This is a genomic window from Frankia sp. AgB1.9, from assembly GCF_016786355.1.
In the GTDB taxonomy this organism is placed as follows: Bacteria; Actinomycetota; Actinomycetes; order Frankiales; family Frankiaceae; genus Pseudofrankia.
This window is the reverse complement of record NZ_JADWYX010000010.1, coordinates 69,025-92,945: the sequence shown is the minus strand read 5'-3', so window position 1 is coordinate 92,945 and position 23,921 is coordinate 69,025. Positions and strand designations below refer to the sequence as shown.

Below are 23,921 nucleotides of genomic sequence, written 5' to 3'. Positions count from 1 at the left end.
CGGCGATGGGGATGTGTTGAGCGTTGTCGCGACGGCCGGCGGGCGCGCCGCGACCGGCGGCTGTTTCGGGTGCAAGTCGTCACAGTCGGTGGCAGATCGCCAAGCGGATGGTTGTTTCGTGGGCCGCAGGTCTCGCGCCACGCCGTCGGGCCGGCTCGGTCGGTTCGGTCGGCTCAGGAGCCGGCGAGCCGCTCCAGGATCGGGGCCGCTCGGCGAAGCGCGGCGATCTCGAGGTCGGAGAGCTCCGCGAGCCGTTCGGCCAGCCATTCGTCGCGACGGCGCCGGTCCGCCTCCAGCAGCGCCCGGCCGGCCTCGGTGACCTCCGCGATGACCTGCCGACCGTCGGTGGGGTGCGCGGACCTCGCTACCAGGCCGGAATCCGCGAGATTGCTGATGACCCGGGTCATCGAGGGCGGCTGCACCCGCTCATGCGTCGCGATCTCGCCCAAGGTCATCGGGCCGTGCCGCTCCAGCGTGGCGAGTACCGCGATCTGCGTCGGCGTGAGGCTGCTCGACCGCTCCTGGCGCATCCGACGCGACAGCCGCATCACCGAGAGACGCAATGCCGACGCAAGCTCGGTCTTCGCGGCGCTGTCCATCATCTGACGGTACTCATGACCCCAGTTCGGGATCTAGCCGCCGCTCGGCAAGCGCCCACCGAATCGGCTTTCACCGGACGACAGCGGACATCTGACCGGCCCGCGGGACTAAAGCTCCACCCAGCCGCCGGCGTCGCGGGAGCGCCGAGCCGCGTCCTGCAGCCGGGTCACGGTGAGCAGATCGTGGACGGTGGCGCCGCGGACCATCGCCGGGTCGTCCTGCTCGACCGCGCGCAGCAGGTCGTAGGTCGCCTCGACCAGACCCGGGCGATCCGAGACCGGCGGCGGCATCCACACGGTGCGCACACCTTCGTGGTCGGACCGGCGGACCCGGCGCCCCTCGACCACGATCCGGCCCGCCTCGCCGCACAGTGTGAAGGTCGCGTCGGTGAGCCTGGCGCCCATCTGCTCGTGGACGAGGACCGTCGCGCCGCTCGCGGTCAGCAGCGCGAGGGTCACCGGCGCGGTGCTGGTCAGCAACTGGGCCGGCATAACGGCCGGGTCGGCGCAGACCGCCAGCACCTCGCCACACCAGCGAACGGTCAGGTCGAGGATCTCCGCCCGGCCGAGCGGCCCCGACGGAGCGCCGACGACGGTCATCTGGGTGAGCCGGCCGAGCCCGGGCACCGACGCCTGCACGTGCCAGGCCGCCGGCCAGGCCCGGTCGTCGAACGCCACGACGTGCGCGAGATCCGCGTCCTCCGCGACGTCGGCGACGGCGCGCAGCGCCTCCGGGTCGGCGGTCAGCGCCCGGACCAGCAGCACGTGGAGCCCCGCCTCGGCGGCCCGCTGGGCGATCAGGTCGGACGCCGGCGGCGCCAGCTCGATACAGACCGCCTCGACGTCGTCCGACAGCAGCGCGGCGAGGTCGCCGTAGGCGCGCGGGGCCCCCACGTCGGCCGCCCAGGCCAGCGACTCCAGCGGCTCCGGCGCGAGCAGCCCGACCACGTCCATGCCGGCCTCGCGCAGCAGTCGCGCGGTCAGCCGCTCGGATCCGTCGGTGACCAGCGCCGTGGCGACCGGAAGCTGTGGGTCGCGTCGCCGGGCCGCCCGCCGCTGCTCTCGCCAGGTCTGCGCCGCGATCGGGTCGCGCGGACCGACGAGCTCGGGAACGGTGGTCATGGCACCAGATAGTGCCTCCGCCTGCGCGCCGGCGACGACCGGTTGGGCCGAGCCGTCGCCGGCAATCTTCTCGATCTCTGGCGGTCGGGCTGGTCTGACCAGGATGGGCGATGATCGGGGGCATGGCGAGGCTGTTCGTCGCCGTGACGCCGCCGGCCGAGGTCATCGAGGCGATCGGCGTGGCGGTGGCCCGAGCAAGACCGACGGCGCCGGCGCTGCGCTGGGTGGACCTGGCCCGCAGCCACCTGACGCTCGCCTTCCTCGGCTCGGTCGATGACGCCCTGCGCGCCGAGCTGGCCGAGCGGCTCGGCCGGGTCGCCCGGCGCCATCCGCCGGTGGACGCGCGCCTGGCCGGCGTCGGGCGGTTCGGCGACCGGGTCCTGTGGGCCGGGGTCGACGGCGACCTGGCCCCGCTGGCCGCGGGGATCCGGCGCGCGGCGCAGCGGTCGGGCGTGGCCGACCTGGACCCCCGCCCGCTGCGGGCCCACCTCACCCTTGCCTACGCCCGGGCCTCGACCGAGCGCGTGGACCTGCGGGCGGTGATGGCCGCCCTCGGCGAGCTGCCGCCCCTGGCCTGGACGGTCGATCGGTTCGACCTCATGAGAAGCGTGCTGGGCCCCCAGCCGGTCTACGCGGTCGAGTCGACCTGGTCGTTGACCGGGTCCTGACGCACTTAAGTCCAGTTTGTTAAGTCAAGAAGTGGAAAAGTGAATCACGCCACACTGTAGAAACGTTGGCGGGCCGGCTACGGGTGTGTTTCTGTTGGCTTGTGCTGAAGCCGGCTTACCTGGTCACCCGGGGCCACATCGACCTGCTCCGGGTCGCTTCCGCGGCCTGTCCGGTCCGCTGAGGACCCCGCCGACCCTGCCGCCAGCCACTCCAGGCCGCACCGCTCACTGACTCGGTCAGCAACGCGGCCCGCATCGCCTCCCGGGATTGCCTCCGGGGGCTAGCCGCGCCGGGCTTCGCCCGCCGCCCCTCCCCGCCCACTTCCTGGTCGGCGCGCCGTCGCGTCGCCGGGAACCTGCCGGCGCAGCCACCGGCGGCCTTCCACCCCGCGAAGCCCTGGGCGCGAGCCCCAGAGGGCCGACCGCCCGGCGGGCGGCCGCCGCGGGCGGAACCCGCCCTCGCGCGCCACCACCCGAAGCCTCTCTCGCGCAGCCGCCACGCCCAAGGAGAACGCCATGTCGCCCCAGCCCGCCACGGTCCGCGCCGCCTCGGAGCAGCTGGCCGCAACGCGCTCGCTCGCCCCGGTCGCCCCCGTCCGCCGCCTGTCCGGCCCGGCCAGCCCTGCGGCACCGGTGGCGCAGCCGGCCCGCGGCCCGCTGAGCCGGCCGGGCGGCGTCGCTCGCCCGGGCGAGCGGTTCGACCTCCGTCAGTTCAACCGTGCACCGCTGGTCGCGGGCGCGCCGGGCGGCGCCACGGCGACCAGTGCCTACGCGGCGCCCATCCCGAGCAGCCGCGCGGGCCTGGCCGTCGACCGGTCAGCCTGGGCCGCGTGGCTCGACGGCGAGCTGCTGAACCTGACCTACCTGGAGTTCGAGGTGCTGGACTTCCTGGTCCGCCACCCCGGCCGGGTGTACTCGCGTGCCGCCCTGCTGCGCCATGTCTGGGGACACCGGGTCGACGACGACCCCGGCCAGGCCGGCCGGACCGTCGACGTGCTGGTCACCCGGCTGCGCCGCAAGCTCGGTCCGGACAACCGGTCCCGGATCGAGACCGTGCGCCGCGTCGGGTACCGCTACCGCCCGGCCTCCGTCGACACGGTCGCCTGAGCGGCCTGTCGGGGTAACGCCGCCTTCGTCACGTCGCGTCCGGGGGACCGGCCGGGCAAGCCGTGTGAGACTTCGACTGGGACATTCGGCTAGTCGTTTTCTGACTCGAAGGGTGGTCATGACCAGCGTGCCGGGGGTTGCCAGGGACACGCGGCGGGCAGCCGCCGCAGGCCCGACGATCGAGCCGGACGCGCTTCGGCAGGCATTCCGCAGGCATGCCGCCGGGGTCGCGGTGGTCACGTGTGTCGGCGCGGCCGGCCCGGTCGGGTTCACCGCCACCTCGGTCGCGTCGCTGTCGGCCGCCCCACCGCTGCTGTCGCTCTCGCTGGCGGTGACGTCGTCCAGCGCTCCTGCGGTACTCGAGGCCGACACGCTGATCATCCACCTGCTGTCGTCAGGGCACGAGGAGATCGCCCGGCGGTTCGCCACCCGCGGTATCGACCGGTTCGCCGCGCCGACCCGGTGGGAGACCCTGCCGACAGGGGAGCCACTGCTGTCGGACGTCGCCGTCTGGCTGCGGGCCCGGATCGAACACCGGATCGTGGCCGGGGAGAGCTACCTCGTCGTCGCCGAGGTGATCGACTGCCAGATCGACCGGGCCGACGAGCCGCTCGTCTACCACGACGGCCGCTACGCCACGCTGACCGACGTCACCCCGCCCGACGAGCCGGCCCAGCAGCCAGAGGGCTGAGCCCGGGCCCGGCCGGACGGTTCAGTTCGCGCTGGACCGCTCGCCGCGCCGGATTCGGTCGCGCCGGCGGATGACGATGAACAGGCCGACCAGGCCGAGGCCGAAGCCGCACGCGGCCGTCGCCAGCCACCACAGGTGGCCGTCGTGGCGCAGCGTGCCGACCATCGCGATCATGACGATCAACGCGATCAGCCACAGGACGGTGCCCACGGCGACCGAGCCGACGCCGTCGTAGGGCAGCGGCGCCAACCCGCCGCCTGCCGGCGCGCCGCCGTCGGTCACGCCGTCGACCCCGTCCGCACCGGCCTCGACGGCCTTGACCGCGGTCGGCGTTCGGCCGGACGGCTGCCGTCCCGACGTGCCCGCGTCCTGGTCCAACGGCGTTTTCGCCTCCACCCCGGCGACGTTACGCTCAGCCTCCCCACAGGGGGACGCCGGAGTCGTCGAGGTCGTCCTCGGCGTCGCGGAAGGCGGTGCCGCCCGGGTCGCGCAGCGCGGCCGCCAGGGCATGCCGCCGGTGCCAGGTGCCGGCGTGCCAGGCCAGCGCGCGGGCCAGCGCGTCGGTGCCGGCGGAGGCGTCGACGTGGATCTCGCCGCCGATGCCGCCGACGACCCGCCAGCCGGTCCGGGTCGGCCGGCCGGACAGGTCCGCGACCGTGAGCCGGGTGTGCTGGACGTACGGCGTCCCGTCCGGAGCGTGCTGACCGATCGCGGCGTCCTCCGGGTCGGCGAGGATCGCGCAGTCGGCCAGCGCGGTGGCCAGCGGGACGCCCAGGACATGGCCGACCTCGGCCGAGCGGTCCAGCGGGAGCCGCAGCGGCGCCGCGTCACCGACAAGCGTGAGCAGGTCGGGCGCGTCCAGGATCACCGCGTCGCCGGTGGGGACGACGCCGATCGGGGTGCGGACGGTCAGCGGCGGGTCCAGCCTGCCGTCGGCGAGGCCGCCGCCGGGCCGGCCGTCCGGACCGGTCGCGAGCAGCGTCGCGGCGGTCACGGCGGCTACGTAGAGGGCGCGGGCACTGGGCCAGGCGATGTCCCGGTCGGCGTCGCCGAGCCGGTCGAGCAGATCGAGCACGCCGGCCAGGTCGCCGAGGACGTCGTCCAGCGTGAACCGGCAGCCGAGCGCGCGCAGCAGCTCCGGGTCGACGCCCGGCAGCGGGGCCGCCGGGGCGAACAGTCCGTCGAGCAGCGGGTCCGCCTCCGGCAGCCGCAGCTCCGGCGGTGGCAACCGGACCACCCTGGCGGCCCGCGGCCCCAGATCGTCGAGGTCGTCGTCGAAGCCGCCCCCGCCGACGCCACCGACCGAGACGCCCGACCGGGTGACGGCCCGGCTCGCGACCGGCAGCAGGGCATGGTGGGCCAGCCACCAGCGGGTGTAGGACGGCTCGTCGCCGAGGACGACGTCACGCAGCGGCGGCCGGGCCAGCTCGGCGAGCGCCCGCGGCCAGGCGGCCGAGTCGACCAGCTCCAGGTCGCGCACGGCGGCGAAGCTCGCGAGCACGACCGGGGCGCTCCCGGCGAAGTCGCCGTCACCGTAGGAGCCCCGGCCCGCGCCGGCCCGCGCCGCCGCGGCCCGGGCGGTGGCCAGGGCCGGGGACTCGGCCGCTTCCTCGACCCAGGTGTCGCTGTCGTCCAGGTCGAGCAGCACCGGCTCGTCCGGGTCGAGGGTCACGTCGCTCGCGTAGAGCACGCCGAACGTCCGCAGAACCCCGACGGCCTCCAGGACCTCCGGCGACCAGGCGTCGGTCAGCTCGGGCGCGAGGACGGCGAACGGGGCGTCGGCGGCGACCAGCCGGTCCAGCGGGCCGCCGGCGATGAGCAGCTCGGAGGCGGGGACGAACTCGCCCTCGACGTCCGGCAGCAGCAGCTCGCCCAGCCAGTCCAGCCCGCCCGCGATCTGCTCGGTGGTGAGGCCGGCGTCGCGGACCAGCGCGAGCACCGCGGCGGCGAGCGCCCGCAGTTCCTCTGGATCGTCGTCAGGGTCGGCGTCGACGACCGCCTCGTGCACCGCCGGGTCGCGCAGCACGCCCGCCGGGGTGCCCTCGACGGCGCCGAGCGTGCGCAGGGCGTCGCGGGCGCCGCCGAGACAGGCCTCAGGGTGCACCACCCGCAGCGGCAGCCCGGAGGCCGCCAACGCGACCACGTCCAGCCCGTCGGTGGGCAGCAGCACCCCGCGCGGCCCGGTGACCATCCGGACCCGCAGGGCCGCCCCGATCGCCGCCTCGTCGCCGGCGGGCGCGTCCTGGCCGGCCGTGCCGCCGGAGCCGCGGAAAGTCCGCGTGTCCTCGTCGGCCACCGTCGCGATCGGGACCGGCAGCGCGCCGAGGGCGTCCCGGTCCGGCGCGGTGATCAGAGCCGAGTACAACGCCGACCACCAGGTCGGCGGCCGGCGCAGCCCGGCCAGCACCTCCACCAGGCCGGCGCTGTCCAGCCTGCGCACGCCGAGCGCGTCCAGCGCCCGCCGCCAGTGCCGGGCGGCGTACCGCGCGGGCAGCAGGCCGGCGACGGCCGCGGCCGCCGGGTCGTCGGTCTTCCCACCCAGCTCGACGGCGACCCCGAAGCCGCTGTCGAACTCGGCGTCGACAAGGTCGGGGCTGGAGGCGACCCCGTGGTCGGTGCGATGGGCCGCGTCGACGCGGCCGAGCGGGTGCGGGCCGGCGAGCAGGGCGGTCACGGCGTCGGTGGCCGGGCCGAGGTCGCAGACGACGCATTCGCGGCCGAGCCGGCCGCCCGGCAGCAGCGCGGCCTCGGGCAGCAGCGCGGCGACGGCATCCCGCAGCCGGCCGTCGACGGCACCGGCGGGCAGCCCGGCCGGAACCAGCTCGAGCGCCGCCAGCGGATCCGGCGGTACCAGCGGATCCGCCCCGGGCACCGCGGCGGCATCCCCCCGCGTAGTGCCGGACGTCGCGGCAAAGGCGGCGAACAGGTCGTCATCCGCGCCGTCGGCCCCATTGCCCTCGGGGCCGGCGAAACCAGCGGGATCGTCGGTGGATCCGGCGGTGCCGAGGTGGATGGCGAGCGCGACGACCGCCTCGGCGAGCCGGTCGGTCAGCCAGTCGCGCAGCGGACCGGCGACGGTGTGCCGGCGGGACGGCTCCAACGGCAGCTCGACGCTGGCCAGCACCGGCAGCGACAGCGCCTCGTCGGTCGGCTGCGGCGCTCGGACCACCTTCGGCACACCGGTCGGCCAGCCGCCGTCGCGCACCATCACCCGGGCCACGTAGCCGGTCCTGGTCCGCTCCTCGACCGGGCGGTCGGCGAGCAGGCCGGCCGGGATCGTGCCGCGCCGCACGCAGCCGCGCCAGCGCTCCCCGTTCAGCAGCGCGATCTCCAGCCGCGCGTCCAGCGGCGTCTCCACGGGTCCCGAGTCCACGTCGGCGCCAAGCTCGCCGCCGCGGGCCTCGAGGACGGCGGCCGACAGCTCGGACCCGGGCTCGCCGGCACCGACGTACTCCCAGGCGCAGCTGTGCGTGCGCAGCTGGCCGTCGATCTCCAGCACGACCTCGCTCAGGCCCGGCAGCACGACCAGCAGGGTCGGGTCGAAGGCGGCGAGCAGGTCGTGCGCCGTCGCGACGGCGTCGGCGTCGCGCAGCGGGAGGCGCACGACCGTGTCGTACCCGGCGGGCGGCCGGGGCGGCGCCGAAGCGGCGAACGGCAGCCGCAGCACCGGCGCGGCTCCTTCTCTGCGGCCCAGCTCCGTGCGCAGCCCGGCGGCGCCGATCTCGTGCACCGCGGTGGCGGTCCAGTCCTTCGACCAGCGGACCCCCCGTGCGGCCTCCGGGTTCCTGGGGTCGCGCGAGACGACGGACGGGTCGTCGCTGACGGCCAGCACGGCCGCGAAGCCGGCGCCGAACCGGCCGACGGCGGCCACGTCCCGTTTCGCCGACGCGCGCAGCGTGCTGAGCGCCTCGACGCCCTCGGCGGTCAGCGGCGACCCGGTGTTCGCGACCTCCAGCAGATCCCCGGCCAGCCGGATCAGGACCCGGCCGGGGACACCGGCCGCCGCGGCGGCGTCGACCCCGTTCTGCAGCAGCTCGGCGACGAGCCGGTCGCGGTAGGCGCCCAGGGCCGCGTCCTCCTCGGCGTTGGCGTCCTCCCGGAACCGGGCCGGCGACGCGGCCCACGCGTCGAGCACCCGGGATCGGATCGCCGCCGTGCCGAACGGGTCGAGCGGGTCTGCTTGGCCGGCGGGGAGATCGGGGCCTGCCGGCCCCGCGCCGTCGATCGCGTCGAGATGCGTCGCTTCCACCGCTCTATCTTCGCGACCCGCGCGCCCGGTTGGCGGGTGGCCGTCCATCTGGGACCGAGTCGTCCCCGCCACTCGGCCACTGGCGCGTCGCTCAGGTGGTCACGACGGCCGCCGGGACCCGCGCGCGCCGGGTGCGGCGATCGGTGGGATCACGGCAGTATGGGCCGATGGCACGACAAGCTAGGGCCAGACGGCCGGACGACGCGCGGCTCGCCGAGGCGTTCGGTGAGCAGTGGCGGCTCGTCAGTGCCGGGGTGGACGCCTTGTCGGACGCCGCCTTCGACTCGGCCAGCCGGCTGCCGGGCTGGACCGTCGGTGACCTGGTCGCGCACTGCGCCCGCTCCGGCGGAGCGCTGGCCGTGGCACTCTCGGCCGATCTCGCCGGTACCGCGAGCAGAGCCGAGCTCGCCGGTACCACGAGTGGAGCGGGCGTGGTCGAGTATCTGGGCGGGGTCGGCGCACGGGCGGAGGCGGTCGCGGACACGGCCCGGTCCGACGCCACGGGCCTGGGTGCCGCCGAGCTGCGGACCCGCCTGCGGACCGCGGTGGCCGCGTCGGCCGAGGCGCTCACCGCCGCCCTCGGCGCCGGGACGCCCACCGGCTGGGACCGGGTGGTCAACTCGCCGGGCGGGCCGATCCGGCTCGGGGACTTCGTCGTGACCCGATGTGTCGAGGGGGTCGTGCACGGGCTGGACCTCGGGTTCACCCCGGCGCGGGACGCGCTGCGGATCGTCACCAGGGCGCTCGTCGACCTGCTGGCGGCGCGGGCGCCCGGCCGGTCGGTGGAGGTCCGGGTGCCGCCGTTCGCCGCGGTCCAGGTGGTCGAGGGCCCCCGACACACCCGCGGGACCCCGCCGAACGTGGTCGAGGCCGATCCGGTCGCGTTCGTCGAGGTGGCGGCCGGCCGGCTCGACTGGGCCACCGCCCTGGCCGGCGGCCGGATCACCGCCAGCGGCGATCGCGCTGACCTGCGCCCGTGGCTCCCGCTGCTGTAGCCACCTTCAGGCCAGGCCGATTTTCCAAGGTCATTGCGAGATCGGTTGCATAGTTCCGACCGGACCGGCAAAACCAGCCGACATGCCGGCCCTTGACCAGCGCTGTTCGCCGGACTTTTTCGCCGATCCGTACCAACTTGGGCGGGACGCTCAGCGCCCGGACCAGGCGGAGCGGGCGGCGGGCGCTCCGCGCCCGTTCCGGCCGACCGCCGTGGCACTGGTCACGGGTATGTCCGAAGGGAAATGCTCGCTCACCCAGCCCCTGTTAGCGTGAAAGCCGGTGGCTGTCGACGGTGCGTCCACCTTCGCGTACAAGACCGTCCATGTCCCGTGTTGCCTGCCCGGGGGGACAGATCCCCGGCACCCCTCAAACGGCCTGACGGCGAGGAGACTGGTGCCAGTGACCAAGGGGACGGCTGCTACCCCAGACGCGGGAGGCTCCGGTAACCCGACGCCTGCGCCCACCGAACCTTGCTGTAGTAACGGCGGCGGCACGGACGATCGGGCCTGGGAACGAGAGCTGCGCGACGCGGCGGGCCCCCAGGACGCCTGTGGGGTCTTCGGCATCTGGGCTCCGGGCGAGGACATCGCGAACCTCACCTACTACGGCCTCTACGCGCTCCAGCACCGCGGCCAGGAGGCCGCCGGCATGGCGGTCGCCGACGGCCGCACGATCGTGGTCTTCAAGGAGCTGGGCCTGGTCGCCCAGGTGTTCGACGAGCGGACCCTCTCCAGCCTGTCCGGCCACCTGGCCGTAGGGCACACCCGCTACTCGACGACCGGTTCGTCGACCTGGGAGAACGCCCAGCCCTCGTACCGGACCGCGAAGCTGGGCGGCGGCGTCGCCCTGGCGCACAACGGCAACCTGACCAACATCCTGGAGCTGGCCGAGGGCCTCGGCGAGAGCCGCGACGCCGGCATGCACGCCACCACCGACTCCGACCTGATCACCGCGCTGCTGGCCGAGCACCCCGGCCCGACCCTCGTCGAGGCCGCACTGGACGTGCTGCCCCGGCTGCGGGGCGCGTTCTCGCTGGTCTTCTCCGACGCCGCGACCGTCTACGCGGCCCGCGACACCCACGGCATCCACCCGCTGGTCCTTGGGCGCCTCGACGGCCGGACCGAGGGCGGCGCGGAGCATCCGTCCGGCTCCTGGGTGGTCGCCAGCGAGACCTGCGCGTTGGACATCGTCGGCGCGACGTTCGTCCGTGAGGTCGAGCCCGGCGAGCTGGTGATCATCGACGAGGCGGGGCCGCGGTCGCTGCGCTTCGCCCCGGCGGACCGGCACGGCTGCCTGTTCGAGTTCGTCTACCTGGCCCGCCCCGACACGACGATCGCCGGCCGCTCGGTGCACGCGACCCGGGTCGAGACCGGCCGGACGCTGGCCCGCGAGGCGCCGGTCGACGCGGACCTGGTGATCCCGGTCCCGCAGTCCGGGGTGCCGGCCGCCGTCGGCTACGCCGAGGCCTCCGGCATCCCGTTCGGCGAGGGGCTGGTGAAGAACTCCTACGTCGGCCGGACGTTCATCCAGCCGTCGCAGAAGATCCGCCAGCGTGGCATCCGGCTGAAGCTCAACCCGCTGCGCGAGGTGATCGAGGGCCGCCGGCTGGTCGTCGTCGACGACTCGATCGTGCGAGGCAACACCCAGCGGGCGCTGGTGCGGATGCTGCGCGAGGCAGGCGCCGCCGAGGTACACGTGCGGATCTCCTCGCCGCCGGTGCGCTGGCCCTGCTTCTACGGCATCGACTTCGCGACCAGGGCCGAGCTGATCGCCAGTGGCCTCGGGGTCGAGGAGATCCGCGCGTCGTTGGGCGCCGACTCGCTGGCCTACGTCTCGCTCGACGGCCTGGTCGAGGCGTCCAGGCAGCCGGCGAACGAGCTGTGCCGGGCCTGCTTCGACGGCGTCTACCCGGTCCCGCTCACGGACTCGGACCGGTTGGGCGGCAAGCACCAGCTGGAGGCGATGGGCAGCGGCGCCGCGACCGGGGCCGCGCTCGCGGAGGCGTTCCGCCGCCGGGTCGTGATCGGGATGAACGGCGCCGACCCGTCGCCCGATGCGCTGGACGAGCTGGCCGGCCTCGCGGGTCTCGACACGCTCGAGGACCTGGCCGTGATCGACGGCCCGGCCGCGGACGCGGCTCCGGCGGGAAGCAGGCGCTCATGACCGGCACTGACGGCGATCGCGCGTCGACCGGGGCCTCGTACCGGGCCGCTGGCGTGGACGTGGCGGCCGGGGAACGCGCGGTCGAGGCGATGCGCGGGCATGTCGCCCGGGCGACCCGGCCGGAGGTCGTGGGGTCCCTGGGTGGCTTCGCCGGCCTGTTCGCCCTGGACACCAGCCGTTACCGCAAGCCGTTGCTGGCCTCGTCGACCGACGGTGTCGGCACGAAGCTCGCCCTGGCCCGGGCGCTGGACGTCCACGACACGGTGGGCATCGACCTGGTCGCGATGGTCGTCGACGATCTGGTCGTCTGCGGCGCCGAGCCGTTGTTCCTGCTGGACTACATCGCCTGCGGCTCGCTCGACCCGAGCCGGGTCGCGTCGATCGTCGCCGGGATCGCGACCGGTTGCGAGCAGGCCGGCTGCGCCCTCGTCGGCGGCGAGACGGCCGAGCACCCGGGCCTGATGGGCGCGGACGACTACGACCTGGCCGCGACCGGTATCGGAGTCGTGGAGGCGGACGACGTGCTGGGCCCGGAGCGGGTCCGTGCCGGTGACGCGCTGATCGCGATGGCGTCGTCCGGGGTGCACTCGAACGGCTTCTCGCTGGTGCGCCACGTGCTGTTCGGCGCGGTCGACCCGGCTGCGCCCGGCGGCATCGGCCCCGCCGGCCAGGCCGCGCTGCGGGCGGTCGAGCCGACGCTCGGCACGACGCTGGGTGAGGCGCTGCTGACACCGACCCGGATCTACGCGAAGGACTGCCTGGCGGTCGCCGCGGCCGCCGAGGTGCGGGCGTTCGCGCACATCACCGGCGGTGGGCTGGCCGCGAACCTGGCCCGGGTGATCCCCACCGGGCTGCTGGCGACGCTTGACCGGTCCACCTGGACCCCGCCGCCGGTCTTCGCCCTGCTGGCCGAACGTGGCGACATCCCGCTCGCGGAGATGGAGCAGACGTTCAACCAGGGCATCGGAATGATCGCCGTCGTGGCTCCCGCGGCGGTCGACGGGACGCTGGCCGTGCTGGCCGACCGCGGCGTCCCGGCCTGGCTCGCCGGCCACGTCACCGCGGCCGAAGCAGAGGACGGCCTGACGGCCCGCCTGACCGGCGCCCATCCCTGACCCATGACCGGATGGCCTGCCCGGCGCGCCGGCCGGGCGGCCGTTCGGTGTGGTTAGGACGGCGTGTGGCGAGGACGGCACAGCCGGGTAGCGGGACGCGATCCCGCGGTGTCCTACCGGCGACTGCCGGACCTGGCTCGACCCTGGCCCGCCAAGCTCCCGGGCTGAGCCTCGGGAGCGTTGGCGCGGACTCAGGCGAACTGACTGGAAGTCAGCGAGCCGGATGGGCCGGGCTAATCATCGTCGTCGGCGAGATACGCGCTGTACTCGTCGTCGTCGTATTCATCGTCCGCGTTGGGATCATCACTCTCGGTCGTACTGCTCCGAGTAGTCGTCCCGTTAACGCCCAGATCCGCCTTCAACCGGTCGAGATCCATATTGGGCGAGTTGTACTTGAGCTCGCGGGCGACTTTCGTCTGCTTGGCCTTCGCTCGGCCGCGCCCCATGGCTCGACCCCCTCGAACGTGACGACGGGGACCCGCCCCGGTGCTCTAACTGTCTCGTGCTTACCGAGACTACAGGGATCGCGGGCCGGTCGGCACGCCAACCCCGCAGTTGCCGCTGGCGGGCGCTGGAGCGTCCGCCTTCGGGTACTTCGCGCCCTCCCGTTGCCCGGCTGGAAGCAAAGGAGGTGGGTGCGGGCAGCGGTCCTAGGAGCGGTCCTAGGGCAACAGGATGCGGCGAAGCCGGCCGATTCCGGTCATGCGGCGCTCCGCGAGCGTCACCGCGGCGGCACCCGGCGTCTGCCCCTCGGCCTCGGCGAGTTCGAAGACGCTCCGAGTCGTCCGGAAGATCCGTGCAGCGGACGCTTTGGCCCGGTCCTCCCGGTAGCCCTCGATCTCGTCGGCGACCTGGATCAGCCCGCCGGCATTGACCACGAAGTCCGGCGCGTACAGGATTCCGGCCTCGGCGAGCAGCTTGTCGACGCCGGCGTGGGCGAGCTGGTTGTTGGCTCCGCCACAGACCACCTTGGCCCGCAGCCTGCTGACGGTCTCCTCCGTGAGTGCGCCGCCGAGTGCGCACGGCGAGTAGACGTCCGCGGCCGCGCCGACCAGCTCGTCCGGGTCGTCGACGATCTCGACCTCCGGGTGCAGGGTCCGCAGCCGGGCCAGCGCGGCGGGGTTGACGTCGGTCGCGAGCACCGACGCGCCGTCCTCGATCAGGTGGCCGACGAGCCGGGCACCGACCTTGCCGACGCCGCTGACGGCCACGGTGCGCCCCGCCAGGGTCGGGCTGCCCCAGACCCGGGCGGCGCTGGCCCGCATCCCCTCGAACACGCCGTAGGCGGTCAGCACGCCCGAGTCGCCCGACCCGCCGTGGGCCGGCGACCGGCCGACCACCCAGCGCGCCTCCCGGGCCACGACGTCCATGTCCTCGACGTAGGTGCCGACGTCGCAGGCCGTGATGTAGCGCCCGCCGAGCGAGGCCACGAACCGGCCGTAGGCACGCAGCAGCGCCTCGGAGGAGTCCTTCGCCGGGTCGCCGATGATGACGGCCTTGCCACCACCGAGGTCCAGTCCGGCGCAGGCGGCCTTGTAGGCCATCGCCCGGGAGAGGGCCAGCGCGTCGGCGAGCGCCGCCGACTCGTCCGCGTAGGGATGGAACCGCGTGCCACCCAGGGCCGGGCCCAGCGCGGTCGAGAAGATGGCGATGATCGCGCGAAGGCCGGAAGCGGGGTCGGAGCAGAAGACGACCTGCTCGTGCTCGGCGCCGGCCTCGAACACCGACGACGGGACCCGCGGCTCGCCGGGATAGGCGGACGCCGTTGTCATGCCTGGAACCCTACGGCGGGTACCCGGCCTGCCGCGCTCGGGCGCGAGGCGCCCCTGCCGCGCTTGGCCTCATGTTGAACCGACGTTCCCGCCCAGGCCCCACACCGTCCATCAACCGTCAGCGGTCCCGCTGGTCGGGCCGGCGACTCAAGAGCGTGAACCAGGCACGAAACCGGCCCAGATGATGACCGACTGTGGTTTTCGCCTCATGAGACGACGAAGGTTGGGAGGGCGCTTAGCGCCCGACAGGCGGAGCGGCCGCAGGCGCGCAAGCGCCGGTTCCGGCCGATCGCCGTATGCGAGATAGCCTCGGCTCGGCGGATCAGGCTGGGGAGGGGGTCCAAGGGTGCCTGTCGTCTCTCCGGCGGCGTATCTGCGGGTCTACGAGCCGTTGGCCGCGTTCTCACCGGCCGAGCGGCTGCGTTGGCAGCGCTTCGCGGCGACGGCTCCGCCGTCCCGCCGGGCCGGCACCCGCCGGGAGCGGGTGGTCGCGCTCGTCGCCACCGTGCGCCCGTCGCTCGACGTCGCGGGCGAGTCCGCGTTCGTGCAGATGGTCGACGGCCTGATGTTCGTCTGCCCCTGGTCTACCCAGCTGCGGGTCTGGCAGGCGGCCGTCGACTTCCGCGTCGGGATGCCCGAGCGGATCGCGGACGTGTTCCTGCCGCGGCGGGTCATCGACTCGGCCGAGACCGAGCTGGACCGCTGGCGGGCCCGGCGGCCGGAGCTGAAGGTGCACATCCAGACGTCGACCTGGACGGTCCCGGCGCCGTGGTTCCTGCTGTTCGACCCGGCCGAGCGGATGCTCGTCACGGGCGACACGGCCGAGCGGTCGATGGTCTACCGGACCGAGATCGGCCTGGCCCGCCGGCGGGTCGCCGAGGCGACCGACACGTTGGCCGCGATGCGCGCCTCGATGCCGGACGGCGCCGCGGCGGAAGGCGTGACCGACCTGGCCCGCTGGCTGGACTCCTTCCATCCGCGCAGCAGGGTCGAGCTGGACTACGACGGGCTGGTCGATCTGCTCGAGGACGACGTGCTGCGCCAGGACAGCTCCGTTGAGGACCTCGCCGAGGCCGTCAGGGCGTTACGCCAAGGGCGAACAGACCGGGCGACGGAGGCCTACGAGCGCGTCCTCGTCCGCTGGCGACCCATGCAGGCACGGGAATCCGCGAGCTGAGCTCGGGCGTTAGTTAACAGAGAGTCGCCACCCGCTTCGGACGAGCTGTGACTAGTCAGCAGATGGTCCCGACGTGCCATGTCCGAAATGCCCCCGAAGGATGCACGATCTGTATGGGACGGAGCGACGCTCTGTGACGGGAGGCCAACGCAATGACGACGAGAACGCCGGACGCCGAGCCCCTGCTGACGCCGGCCGAGGTGGCGACGATGTTTCGGGTTGATCCGAAAACCGTCACCCGGTGGGCCAAGGCCGGGAAGCTGACGTCGATCCGCACGCTCGGTGGCCATCGGCGCTACCGGGAGGCGGAGGTCCGTGCCCTCTTGAAGGGTGTCCCCAGCATGGGGGGCGACCTCTAGGTGGATTGATCCAAGTCGGTTGCACGCCAACCCAGCTGTCTGGCCGCCCACGGGGACGGCGGCCGGGGGTCGGTGCGGCGCGTACCGACGGGGTGGGTTTCTGGGCAGGCACGCCAACCTGCCAGCGCCGATGAGCTGGTGGCCTCCGGGCCCTGGTCATCGGTCGTTCTGGCGTGCCGGCTCAGTTCCTTTACGTGCCCGTCCCACCGATCTGCCGGATCGGGAAAAGGGGCTTGCCCGCCGAGACTGCGCTGTCGCGTAGCTCGGCGGGGAATCCCTGCGGCGACGAACTGGTCGGCCCGTCCCAGGGCCGCCCGTTTCACCCGCACCAACACGTTTCACCCGCACCAACGCGGTCGCCGGCACCAACACGAGGACGGACGGCACTACGCCGTCCGTCCTTGTGCTGTCCGGGCCTGTCTCTGTCCGGGCCTATCGGTGCAGGTGAGCGAACCGGATCGGGCGGGGAATGCTGCAGGTAGGCACTCGGCCGGGGGCGCTTCGCCCGTGCCGGCAGACCGGTGGGGGGAAGGCCGTGGCGAGGAACCGGAAGGCGACATTCGGGCCTGTGCTGCCCGTTCCGGAGCAGGACCGCGCCATCTCCGACCTGTTGGAGGCCGTCCGGCACCGGCTGGGGATGGACCTCGTCTGGCTGGCCCGGGCCGAGGGCGAACTCATGGTCATCGAGGCCCTCGACGGTGACGGCGAGTCGTTCGGGGTCAGGCTCGGCGCGAGCATGTACCACGCGGCCACCGCCTATCCCCGCGTCATCAGCGGCGAGCTTCCCGCGCTGGTCCGGGACGTCCGTGGGCACGACGCGGTCCGGCACCTGCCCGCGGTCGGCGCACTGCGGTCCGGTGCGTACGTCTCCGCGACGGTGTTCGAACGCGACGGGGCGTTCTACGGCGTGCTCACGGCGGTGGCTCACGAGCCGTGCCCTGACCTGCAGGAACGCGACGTCCGGTTCCTGCGGCTGGCCGCCGAGATGATCGCCGACTCGATCTCGGACCTGCCCCGGATGTGGGAGCGGCGCCGGGCGTACTGGGACCGGATCAACGCCGTGATCGACGCGGGTGGGCCGGACATGGTCTACCAGCCGATCGCCGACCTGAGACCCGGAGGCCGGGTCGTCGGGGTCGAGGCGCTGGCCCGGTTCCCACCGTATGCGGACCTCGCCGGGGTCCGCCCCGGGGAGGATCCGACCCGGTTCGCCGCGGCGGCCCAGGCCGGCGGGGACCGTGCGGCGCCTGGAGGCTCCTGCGGTTCTGGAAACGGGGCCCAGACCGAGACGGAACGCTGGTTCGCCTGTGCGGCGGCGGTCGGCCTGGGCGTCGAGCTGGAGTTCGCGGCCGTACGGGCCGCGCTCGCGGAGCTGGGGCGTCTGCCGCCGGGGCTTTTTCTCTCGGTCAACGTCTCGCCCGACAGCGTGCGCCCGGGGCTGGTGGACCTGATCAGGGAGGTCGAGCCGAGCCGGCTGCTTCTGGAAATCACAGAGCACAACCAGCTCGAGGCCGAGTCCGAAGCGCTCCAGGTGATCGGGGAGGTGCGGGCGCGCGGCGTGCGGATCGGCGCGGACGACGTCGGCTCGGGTTACGCGGGTCTCGCGCAGTTCCTGGTGCTGCGTCCCGACCTCGTCAAGATGGACCGGTTTCTCACGCACGGGATCGACGCCGACCCGGCCCGGCAGGTGATCGCCCGCGCGCTCATCCAGGTCGCGGACGAGATCGGGGCGACCATGCTGGCCGAGGGCATCGAGACCCGGGAAGAGCTGGCCACCGTGCGGGCGGCGCGGGTGCGGCTCGGTCAGGGCAACTACATCGCGCCACCGGACCGGCTGTCATCGGCGCGTAAAGCCGGGCCATGGGGGGCCCAGACGGGCGGCTCGGTGGCCCGAAAGTGACGCTAGTCCGCCAATCTCCAGCGATAACGGTCCGTAACCGGCAAGTGGGACACGTCGGCCGAGATCAGACGGCCATCGGAACGTAGGCCGCCACCGGGACGGTCTCCAGCGCGAGACCGACGGCGCTGCGGTGAATACCGTCGATCGCGATCCATCCGGTCTCGACTTCCGCGAACGCCGCCCAGGCCGGGCCGTGCTGGCGAAGCAGGAACGGCAGCGGCTGACCGTCGACCGGGATGTACATCGTCGTCCAGTCCTCGGCGTCGAGGTTGGTGGACAGCCAGCCGGCCAGCTCCAGCTGGTAGCGCCACCATTCCTGCCGGTCTGCCGAGTCCATCGGGAACGGCGGAGCGACGGCGTGCAGCATGCTCTGCTGCGCCCAGCCGATCGCGTCGTCGGCGACGGTCGGTCCGTAGCCCACCTCACCGACCTGCATCGCCGGCAACCGCGGCACCGTCGTCACGATGACCCGTGGTCCCGCATGCGTCGCGTCGCCGTGCCCGAGGCTTACTCGCCAGACCTGCTCCGACCGCGGGCGCCAGGTATCCCACAGCTCGAGCCATCGCGGCTCCAGCAACCCGCGACGCAGACCGTAGACGGGGAAACCGGCGGAGGGGGGTGGCAGCAGTCCCGGCACCGCCACAGTGTGCAGCCTGGTCACCCGACGATGCGGGCCGACCCCGCCCAGATTCAGGCCAATCCGTCCCTCGATGCCCGTCGCGTCCCGATGTATGCGGCCGATCGGGAGGTGGACGAGGACGCTCCATTGGCCCTATTGCTACCCTTTCGGGTGTCCACCCATGGGCTCTATCTCATCCATCACCCACGATTCGGACGCCGTTGCCGAATCTGGCCAACACCAGCGGCGCAACAGTCCTGGTGGCGGGCGGACCTGCCGGCAGGATGGCCGGGCGGGCCGACCGGGTCTGCGCCGGTCTGTGCAAAATTCTGGTCATTCGAGGCGTGCGATGAACGCTGCGACCGCGCAGCATTTTGCCCCGATGACCACACGTGGGTCGGTGCGCTCCGCCGGTTCACGCTCCGGGTGGGGAGGAACCTTGCGACGTCGGGATCGTGATCTCGCCGACCGTGCCGCCCGCTGGATGCCGCTGACCGGTCGTCGGGTGGCTCCGTGTCGTCAGGTGGCTCCGTGTCATTGGGTGGTTCCGTACCGTCGGGTGGTTCCGTGGGGCTGCTGACGCGTCGCGCCCCCCGCGCCCGGGAGCTCGACGAGGGCGTGCCGCTCGCGCTCCCCGAGCCCGAGCCGGGTCTTCCTCGCCGCCCGAAGGATCCCGCGTTCGTCGGCGACTACCGCGTCCTGCGCCTGCTCGGCGAGGGCGGAATGGGCATCGTCTACCTCGGCGAATCGGTCGACGGCCGGCGGGTCGCGGTCAAGGTCATCCAGTCCGAGTACGCCCGGGACCCCGAGTTCCGCGAGCGGTTCCGGGCCGAGACCGCGCACGCCCGCCAGGTCGAGGAGGCCTACACCGCGGCGGTGCTCGACGCCGACCCGGACGCGGCGCTGCCCTACCTGGTCACCGAGTTCGTGCCCGGTCCCACGCTGCGCGCCGCCGTGAACGCGGGCGGGCCGCTCGGCACCGGCGACCTGGCCCGGCTCGCGGTCGGCATGGCCGCCGCGCTGACCGCGATCCACGGTGCCGGCATCGCCCACCATGACCTCAAGCCCGGCAACGTGCTGCTTGGCCCGTCCGGGCCGCGAGTGATCGACTTTGGGATCGCCAACGGCTTCGGCGGACAGGCCGCCGGCCAGCAGCACGGGCGGAGCGGCAGGGGCCGCGGCCGCGGCCGGCGCGGGCAGGCGGCGCCGGAGGCCGGCCAGATCGGCACCCCTGGTTACATGGCGCCCGAACAGGCTCGTGGCGAGGAGGTCGGTCCGGCCGCCGACGTCTTCGCCTGGGCGGCGGTCATGACGTTCGCCGCGAGCGGGGCGCCGCCGTTCGGCGACGGCACCCCCGAGCAACTGCTGCACCGGGTCACCCACGACGTCCCCGACCTCGGCGCGCTGCCGCCCGACCTGGCCCCGCTGGTTCGCGCGGCCTTCAGCAAGGAACCCGGCGAGCGGCCGTCCGCCGGCGACCTGCTGCTCACGCTGATGGGCGAGAAGTCCGCCGGCCGCCTCAGCTCCCGTGCGCCCGAGCGTCGCCTCGCGCTGCCGCCGGGCCCGGTCCGGCCGGCCGCCGAGCCGCCGGCCGCCGCCGAGCCGAGCGCGCCGCCCGCACGGATCTCCTGGGAGCCGCCGGCCGCCATCGCGCCGCCGGCGCCGCGACCGGTGCCGGCTCAGCCGGTTCCGATCGCCGCGGTTCCGGCGCCACCGGCGGCGCCGTTGGTCGAGGCCGTCGTGCCGACGCCCGCCGACGTGCCGCCGGCTGAGGCTGTGTCGGCGTCCGCCGACGTGTTGCCGGTCGAGGCCGTGCCGGCGTTCCCCGACGTGCCGCAGGTTGAGGCCGTGCCGCCGTCCGAGTCCGTTCCGGCGTTCGAGGCCGTGTCGGCGTTCGCCGCCGCGCCGGCCGCTGAGGCCGGGCTGCCGGTTGAAGTTAGGCCCTCGGTTGAGCCCGAGTCGTCAGTGGCACCCGAGCCCATGGTTGAGGCCGCGTCGGCGTTCGCCGGCGTGCCAGCGACCGGGGCCGGGCCGGAGTTCGTGGCCGACGTGGCGCCTGAGGCGCAGGCTCGGAGCGTTCCGGGCCCGGCCGCGCCCTCAGCGGACGAGGCCGTCGCCACGCCCGACGTCCCGTTCCCGCTGATGCTGCCGGTCGCCTCGCGGGAGACCGTGGACCCGGCAGCGGTCGAGACCGAGCAGGCCGGCCTGGACCCCGGGGTCCTCACCAACCTCGCCCCCGAAGGGGCATTGGAGGGTGTGGACGCAGGTCCGGCCCCCGCCGTGATCGACGTGCCGCTGGCGGGCGAGCTGGTCGCCGAGCTACCGGCCGAGCCCCTGACCGGCGCCTCAGCGCAGGCCTCGGGCGTCGACTCGTGGGACGACTGGGTGCCCGTTCTCGGCTCGATCGGCGAGGCGCTGGGCACCGTGTCCCCACTGGAGCCGTCAGACCTCGGCGCCTCAGACACCGAGCCGGCCGACCCACAGCGCGCCGACGCCCAGCCGGCGGATCTCGGGCCGCTCGATCGGGAGCCGGTTGACCTGGCCCCCGAGGCCCAGGTCGTCGATCCGCTGTTCGCCCCGCTGACCGACCTGGATCCGGCCGACGACGGTGCCGGCTCGGTGTTCGCCGACGTCGTCGGGGCCTTCCCTGCCGTCGCCGCGGGCGTCGGCTCGAAGGACGACCCGGACGTCGACCCCGCCTCCGGCCCGAGCGTCGAGTCCGTCCCCGGAGTGGGGGTCGGGCGGGGCGTCGAGGCTTCGGCCGTGGCGCCGCTGCGCGACGTCGACATCGCTTTCGAGGACCTTCTCGACGACGACCAGATCGGCGCGGACGTCGCGGAGATCACCGTTGCCGAGGTCGCGGCCGCGGAGGTCACGGTCGCGAAGCTCGCCGACGTCGGTGCCCCGCCCGCGGTCGAGGCGCCGGTCCCGGCCGCGGTGGGGTCCGAGCTCGTCCTGTCGACCGGTCCCCGCCCGATTAGCGTGCCGGCCGAGAGCGATGTGCCCGCGGACCAGACCGCCGCCCCGGTTCTGACCGGCCCGATCTCGATCCGCGCCATCACCGGCCCGGCTGGGCCGAAGTCGGCCGACCAGCCGAGTGATGACCACCCGAGTGACATCCATCTGAGCATCGGTTACCCGAGCGACGACGACCCCGGAGACGACAACCCGGATCCGTCGGAGGTGACCTACGGCGACGCCACCGTGGCCAGTCTGGCCGCCGCGGCGACGCCGTCGCGGGACGAGGCGGCCTCGCCCGGTCCCGGAACCGAGCTGGTCCTCGCGCCCTGGCCGGACCCTGCCGCCGCGCTTGCCGAGCTGCTTCCGCCCGGGGTTCTCGCCGCCCGCGCCGCCGACAACGAGATCGACGTCGACGGTGTCATCGACGTGGGCCCGGACTGGATTCAGGAGACGGGTGGCCGGTCGGAGCCGGCCCTGCCGCCCATCCGGTTCGCCGAGCTGCACGCACTGTGGGACGGCGAGGTCGATCTCGAACCCGCGGTGAGTGCGCCGGTGGCGCGCACGACCGGCACCGAGGTCGCCCTGGTCGGTTCGGAGCAGCCGCCGACGCCGCCGGCTCGCCCGTCCACCGAGCTGGAGCCCTTCCAGCCGGTAGGCCAACGGCTCCCCGAGCTGGCCGCCCCCGCGATCGCCTCCGCCACCCCCACGGAAGCACCGCCGACGGAGCCGGTCGAGCTGCCCCCAGCGAGTGATCACCCCGGGCTGTCGGTGGACAGCGCCCCGACGATGCAGCTGTTGCTGCCCGGCCAGCCCGGCGCCCGGGCCAGGGCGGCCGCGGTCCGCCGCGGCGCCCGGCGACGCCGGAACGTGACGATCCTGGTCGCCGCAGTCGTCGCGCTGATCGCCACGCTGGTGCCGATCCTGCTGAGCTCGTCCGGCGGCGCGTCGACGGCGACGGTCGTCGGCCTCACGCCCTCGGCGAGCGTTCCCGCGCCGACGCCGGCCGCGAGCCTGCCTGCGGTCGCGACGACCGGCAGCCCCGCCGCGTCGGCCAGCCCGACCGACGCGGCCACCACTCCGCCGGTCCCCCCGGGGAACCAGCCGGGCGTGCCGGGCCTGTTCCTGCAGTCGGTGCCGGGCGGCGTGACGGTGACGATCATCGCTCCGTTCAACGGCGGCCCCGTGACGTCCTACCAGGTGACCTCGACTCCGGGCGGGACGCGCACGCTGTCGAAGCCAGGGATCTTCCAGGTCCCGGTTGACGGCTGCGGCCAGATGACCGCCAGTGTCCGGGCCAGCGGGCCCGGCGGCCTGTCGGAACCGTCGGCGGCGGCGCAGGCCCTTGGCTGTGTCCCGCCTGGCCCGCCGACCGGCATCCTGGCGATCCCGGACGGCCACGGTCATCTGATCGTCAACTGGGCTGTCCCGGCGAACGTCGGCGGTAACGCGGTCAACCTGACGTATGTCGTGACCGTTTTCCGGACCAGCCCGTCCGGTGTCACCTCGGACACCTACACGATCTCGGGCCACAGCTACACCCGTACCGCTCCGACCGCCGCTGACCCGTATTTCCGGGTCACTGTGGCCGCGAAGAACGCCGCCGGCGTCGGCGAGTCCGTCGTCGCCTGGGGGCAGTAGCCGCGAGACCGCACCGGGGTGCTGGCGGCGCCGGTCTCGTCGTCGGCACCCGGTAGGCGCGGCCCAGTGCGGCCCGCTTTCGTGGACGGTCGCCGTCCGTTGCCGGAAACTGGCGGTCTGCGGCCACTAGGAGCGGCAATGGGCTTTTATGGCGACCAGGTGTTGCCGCGACTCACCAACCTCACGCTTGGCCGACCCATGGAGCCGATCCGGGCGCGCGTCGTCGAAGGCCTGTCCGGCGAGGTGCTAGAACTCGGGTTCGGGTCTGGGCGCAACCTTCCGCATCTGCCGGCCGGCGTCACCCGCCTGCTGGCCGTCGAGCCGGCGCAGGTGGGCGTCAGGCTCGCCGCCGGGCGCATCGCGGCGGCGAGCTTCCCAGTGGAGTTCGTCGGGGACAACGGCGAGGAGCTGGCCCTCGCCGCCGAATCGGTCGACCACGCGCTGGTGACGTTCAGCCTCTGCACGATCCCCGACGCCGAGCGGGCGTTGAGCGAGGTACACCGGGTGCTGCGGCCCGGCGGCACGTTGCACTTCCTCGAACATGGACGGTCACCGGAGCCCAACGTCGCCCGCCGGCAGGACCAGTTCACTCCGCTCTGGCGGCGCCTTTTCGGCGGTTGCCATCTCAACCGGCCGATCGACGCGCTCCTTGAGAAGGCCGGTCTGACGGTGCAGACCATTGACCGTCGCGGCCTCGGGCGGCCCGCGGTCGCGTCATTCCTTTACGAGGGGGTCGCGGCCAAGTCCGGCTGAGTCGCCGGTCGCGGGTGGTGGGCTTAGCCCTA

The 23,921-nt window shown here is 74.0% G+C and carries 19 protein-coding genes; 12 read left to right on the top strand and 7 right to left on the bottom strand.

The window, feature by feature from the left end; translation table 11 throughout:
- Positions 1–173: 173 nt before the first annotated feature.
- Positions 174–602: a MarR family transcriptional regulator gene (locus tag I6A60_RS05715; protein WP_013428168.1), complete on the bottom strand. Its 429-nt coding sequence runs from the start codon at positions 600–602 to the stop codon at positions 174–176.
- Between the two features lie 105 nt (positions 603–707).
- Positions 708–1,721 carry a Gfo/Idh/MocA family oxidoreductase gene (locus tag I6A60_RS05710; RefSeq protein WP_203022003.1) on the bottom strand — a complete coding sequence of 338 codons (1,014 nt, stop codon included), beginning with the start codon at positions 1,719–1,721 and terminating at the stop codon, positions 708–710.
- Between the two features lie 122 nt (positions 1,722–1,843).
- Between I6A60_RS05710 and thpR the strand changes: the two genes are divergently transcribed.
- The 4 genes from thpR (at position 1,844) to I6A60_RS05695 (ending at position 4,187) form a co-directional block, all read left to right on the top strand.
- The gene (thpR, locus tag I6A60_RS05705) at positions 1,844–2,389 is read left to right on the top strand and encodes an RNA 2',3'-cyclic phosphodiesterase (RefSeq protein ID WP_203022002.1); all 546 of its coding nucleotides are present in this window, start codon (positions 1,844–1,846) and stop codon (positions 2,387–2,389) included.
- Positions 2,390–2,472: 83 nt separating this feature from the next.
- The gene (locus tag I6A60_RS43895; protein WP_368411151.1) at positions 2,473–2,571 is read left to right on the top strand and encodes a putative leader peptide; all 99 of its coding nucleotides are present in this window, start codon (positions 2,473–2,475) and stop codon (positions 2,569–2,571) included.
- Positions 2,572–2,905: 334 nt separating this feature from the next.
- Positions 2,906–3,496: a winged helix-turn-helix domain-containing protein gene (locus I6A60_RS05700; protein WP_203022001.1), complete on the top strand. Its 591-nt coding sequence runs from the start codon at positions 2,906–2,908 to the stop codon at positions 3,494–3,496.
- 118 nt (positions 3,497–3,614) lie between these two features.
- Positions 3,615–4,187, top strand: a complete 573-nt coding sequence (locus I6A60_RS05695; protein WP_203022000.1) for a flavin reductase family protein — start codon at positions 3,615–3,617, stop codon at positions 4,185–4,187.
- A 21-nt stretch (positions 4,188–4,208) separates the two neighbouring features.
- On the opposite strand, the gene I6A60_RS05690 is transcribed toward I6A60_RS05695, so the two are convergent.
- Together I6A60_RS05690 and I6A60_RS05685 are read right to left on the bottom strand one after the other, a co-directional pair.
- The gene (locus I6A60_RS05690; protein ID WP_203021999.1) at positions 4,209–4,583 is read right to left on the bottom strand and encodes a DUF2530 domain-containing protein; all 375 of its coding nucleotides are present in this window, start codon (positions 4,581–4,583) and stop codon (positions 4,209–4,211) included.
- Between the two features lie 16 nt (positions 4,584–4,599).
- On the bottom strand, positions 4,600–8,436 hold the full coding sequence (locus tag I6A60_RS05685; protein WP_203055570.1) for a sacsin N-terminal ATP-binding-like domain-containing protein: 3,837 nt from the start codon (positions 8,434–8,436) through the stop codon (positions 4,600–4,602).
- Positions 8,437–8,603: 167 nt separating this feature from the next.
- Between I6A60_RS05685 and I6A60_RS05680 the strand changes: the two genes are divergently transcribed.
- The 3 genes from I6A60_RS05680 (at position 8,604) to purM (ending at position 12,710) form a co-directional block, all read left to right on the top strand.
- Positions 8,604–9,431 (top strand): sterol carrier family protein, encoded by an 828-nt coding sequence (locus tag I6A60_RS05680; RefSeq protein ID WP_203014599.1) that lies wholly within the window; start codon positions 8,604–8,606, stop codon positions 9,429–9,431.
- 400 nt (positions 9,432–9,831) lie between these two features.
- On the top strand, positions 9,832–11,595 hold the full coding sequence (gene purF / locus I6A60_RS05675; protein WP_203014649.1) for an amidophosphoribosyltransferase: 1,764 nt from the start codon (positions 9,832–9,834) through the stop codon (positions 11,593–11,595).
- Entirely contained in the window at positions 11,592–12,710 is a 1,119-nt protein-coding gene (gene purM / locus I6A60_RS05670) for a phosphoribosylformylglycinamidine cyclo-ligase (RefSeq protein ID WP_203014600.1), read from the top strand. The genes purF and purM overlap by 4 nt, the downstream gene beginning before the upstream one ends.
- Positions 12,711–12,943: 233 nt before the next feature.
- On the opposite strand, the gene I6A60_RS05665 is transcribed toward purM, so the two are convergent.
- Positions 12,944–13,156, bottom strand: coding sequence for a DUF3073 domain-containing protein (locus tag I6A60_RS05665; RefSeq protein WP_203014601.1), 213 nt, complete (start codon positions 13,154–13,156; stop codon positions 12,944–12,946).
- Between the two features lie 216 nt (positions 13,157–13,372).
- Positions 13,373–14,482, bottom strand: a complete 1,110-nt coding sequence (locus I6A60_RS05660; protein WP_203014604.1) for a Glu/Leu/Phe/Val dehydrogenase — start codon at positions 14,480–14,482, stop codon at positions 13,373–13,375.
- Positions 14,483–14,828: 346 nt separating this feature from the next.
- Between I6A60_RS05660 and I6A60_RS05655 the strand changes: the two genes are divergently transcribed.
- The 3 genes from I6A60_RS05655 (at position 14,829) to I6A60_RS05645 (ending at position 17,918) form a co-directional block, all read left to right on the top strand.
- Entirely contained in the window at positions 14,829–15,659 is an 831-nt protein-coding gene (locus I6A60_RS05655) for a hypothetical protein (RefSeq protein WP_013428156.1), read from the top strand.
- A 152-nt stretch (positions 15,660–15,811) separates the two neighbouring features.
- Complete coding sequence (bldC, locus tag I6A60_RS05650) at positions 15,812–16,018, top strand: developmental transcriptional regulator BldC (RefSeq protein WP_013428155.1); 207 nt, start codon at positions 15,812–15,814, stop codon at positions 16,016–16,018.
- Positions 16,019–16,586: 568 nt separating this feature from the next.
- The gene (locus tag I6A60_RS05645; protein ID WP_307873542.1) at positions 16,587–17,918 is read left to right on the top strand and encodes an EAL domain-containing protein; all 1,332 of its coding nucleotides are present in this window, start codon (positions 16,587–16,589) and stop codon (positions 17,916–17,918) included.
- A gap of 64 nt (positions 17,919–17,982) precedes the next feature.
- Here the strand turns inward: I6A60_RS05645 and I6A60_RS05640 are convergent, their stop codons facing one another.
- On the bottom strand, positions 17,983–18,579 hold the full coding sequence (locus tag I6A60_RS05640) for a hypothetical protein (RefSeq protein ID WP_307873541.1): 597 nt from the start codon (positions 18,577–18,579) through the stop codon (positions 17,983–17,985).
- 525 nt (positions 18,580–19,104) lie between these two features.
- Between I6A60_RS05640 and I6A60_RS05635 the strand changes: the two genes are divergently transcribed.
- Together I6A60_RS05635 and I6A60_RS05630 are read left to right on the top strand one after the other, a co-directional pair.
- A complete protein-coding gene (locus I6A60_RS05635; protein WP_203014611.1) occupies positions 19,105–23,136 on the top strand; it encodes a protein kinase in 4,032 nt (1,343 codons plus the stop codon).
- A 138-nt stretch (positions 23,137–23,274) separates the two neighbouring features.
- Positions 23,275–23,889, top strand: a complete 615-nt coding sequence (locus tag I6A60_RS05630) for a class I SAM-dependent methyltransferase (protein WP_203014614.1) — start codon at positions 23,275–23,277, stop codon at positions 23,887–23,889.
- Positions 23,890–23,921 lie beyond the last annotated feature (32 nt).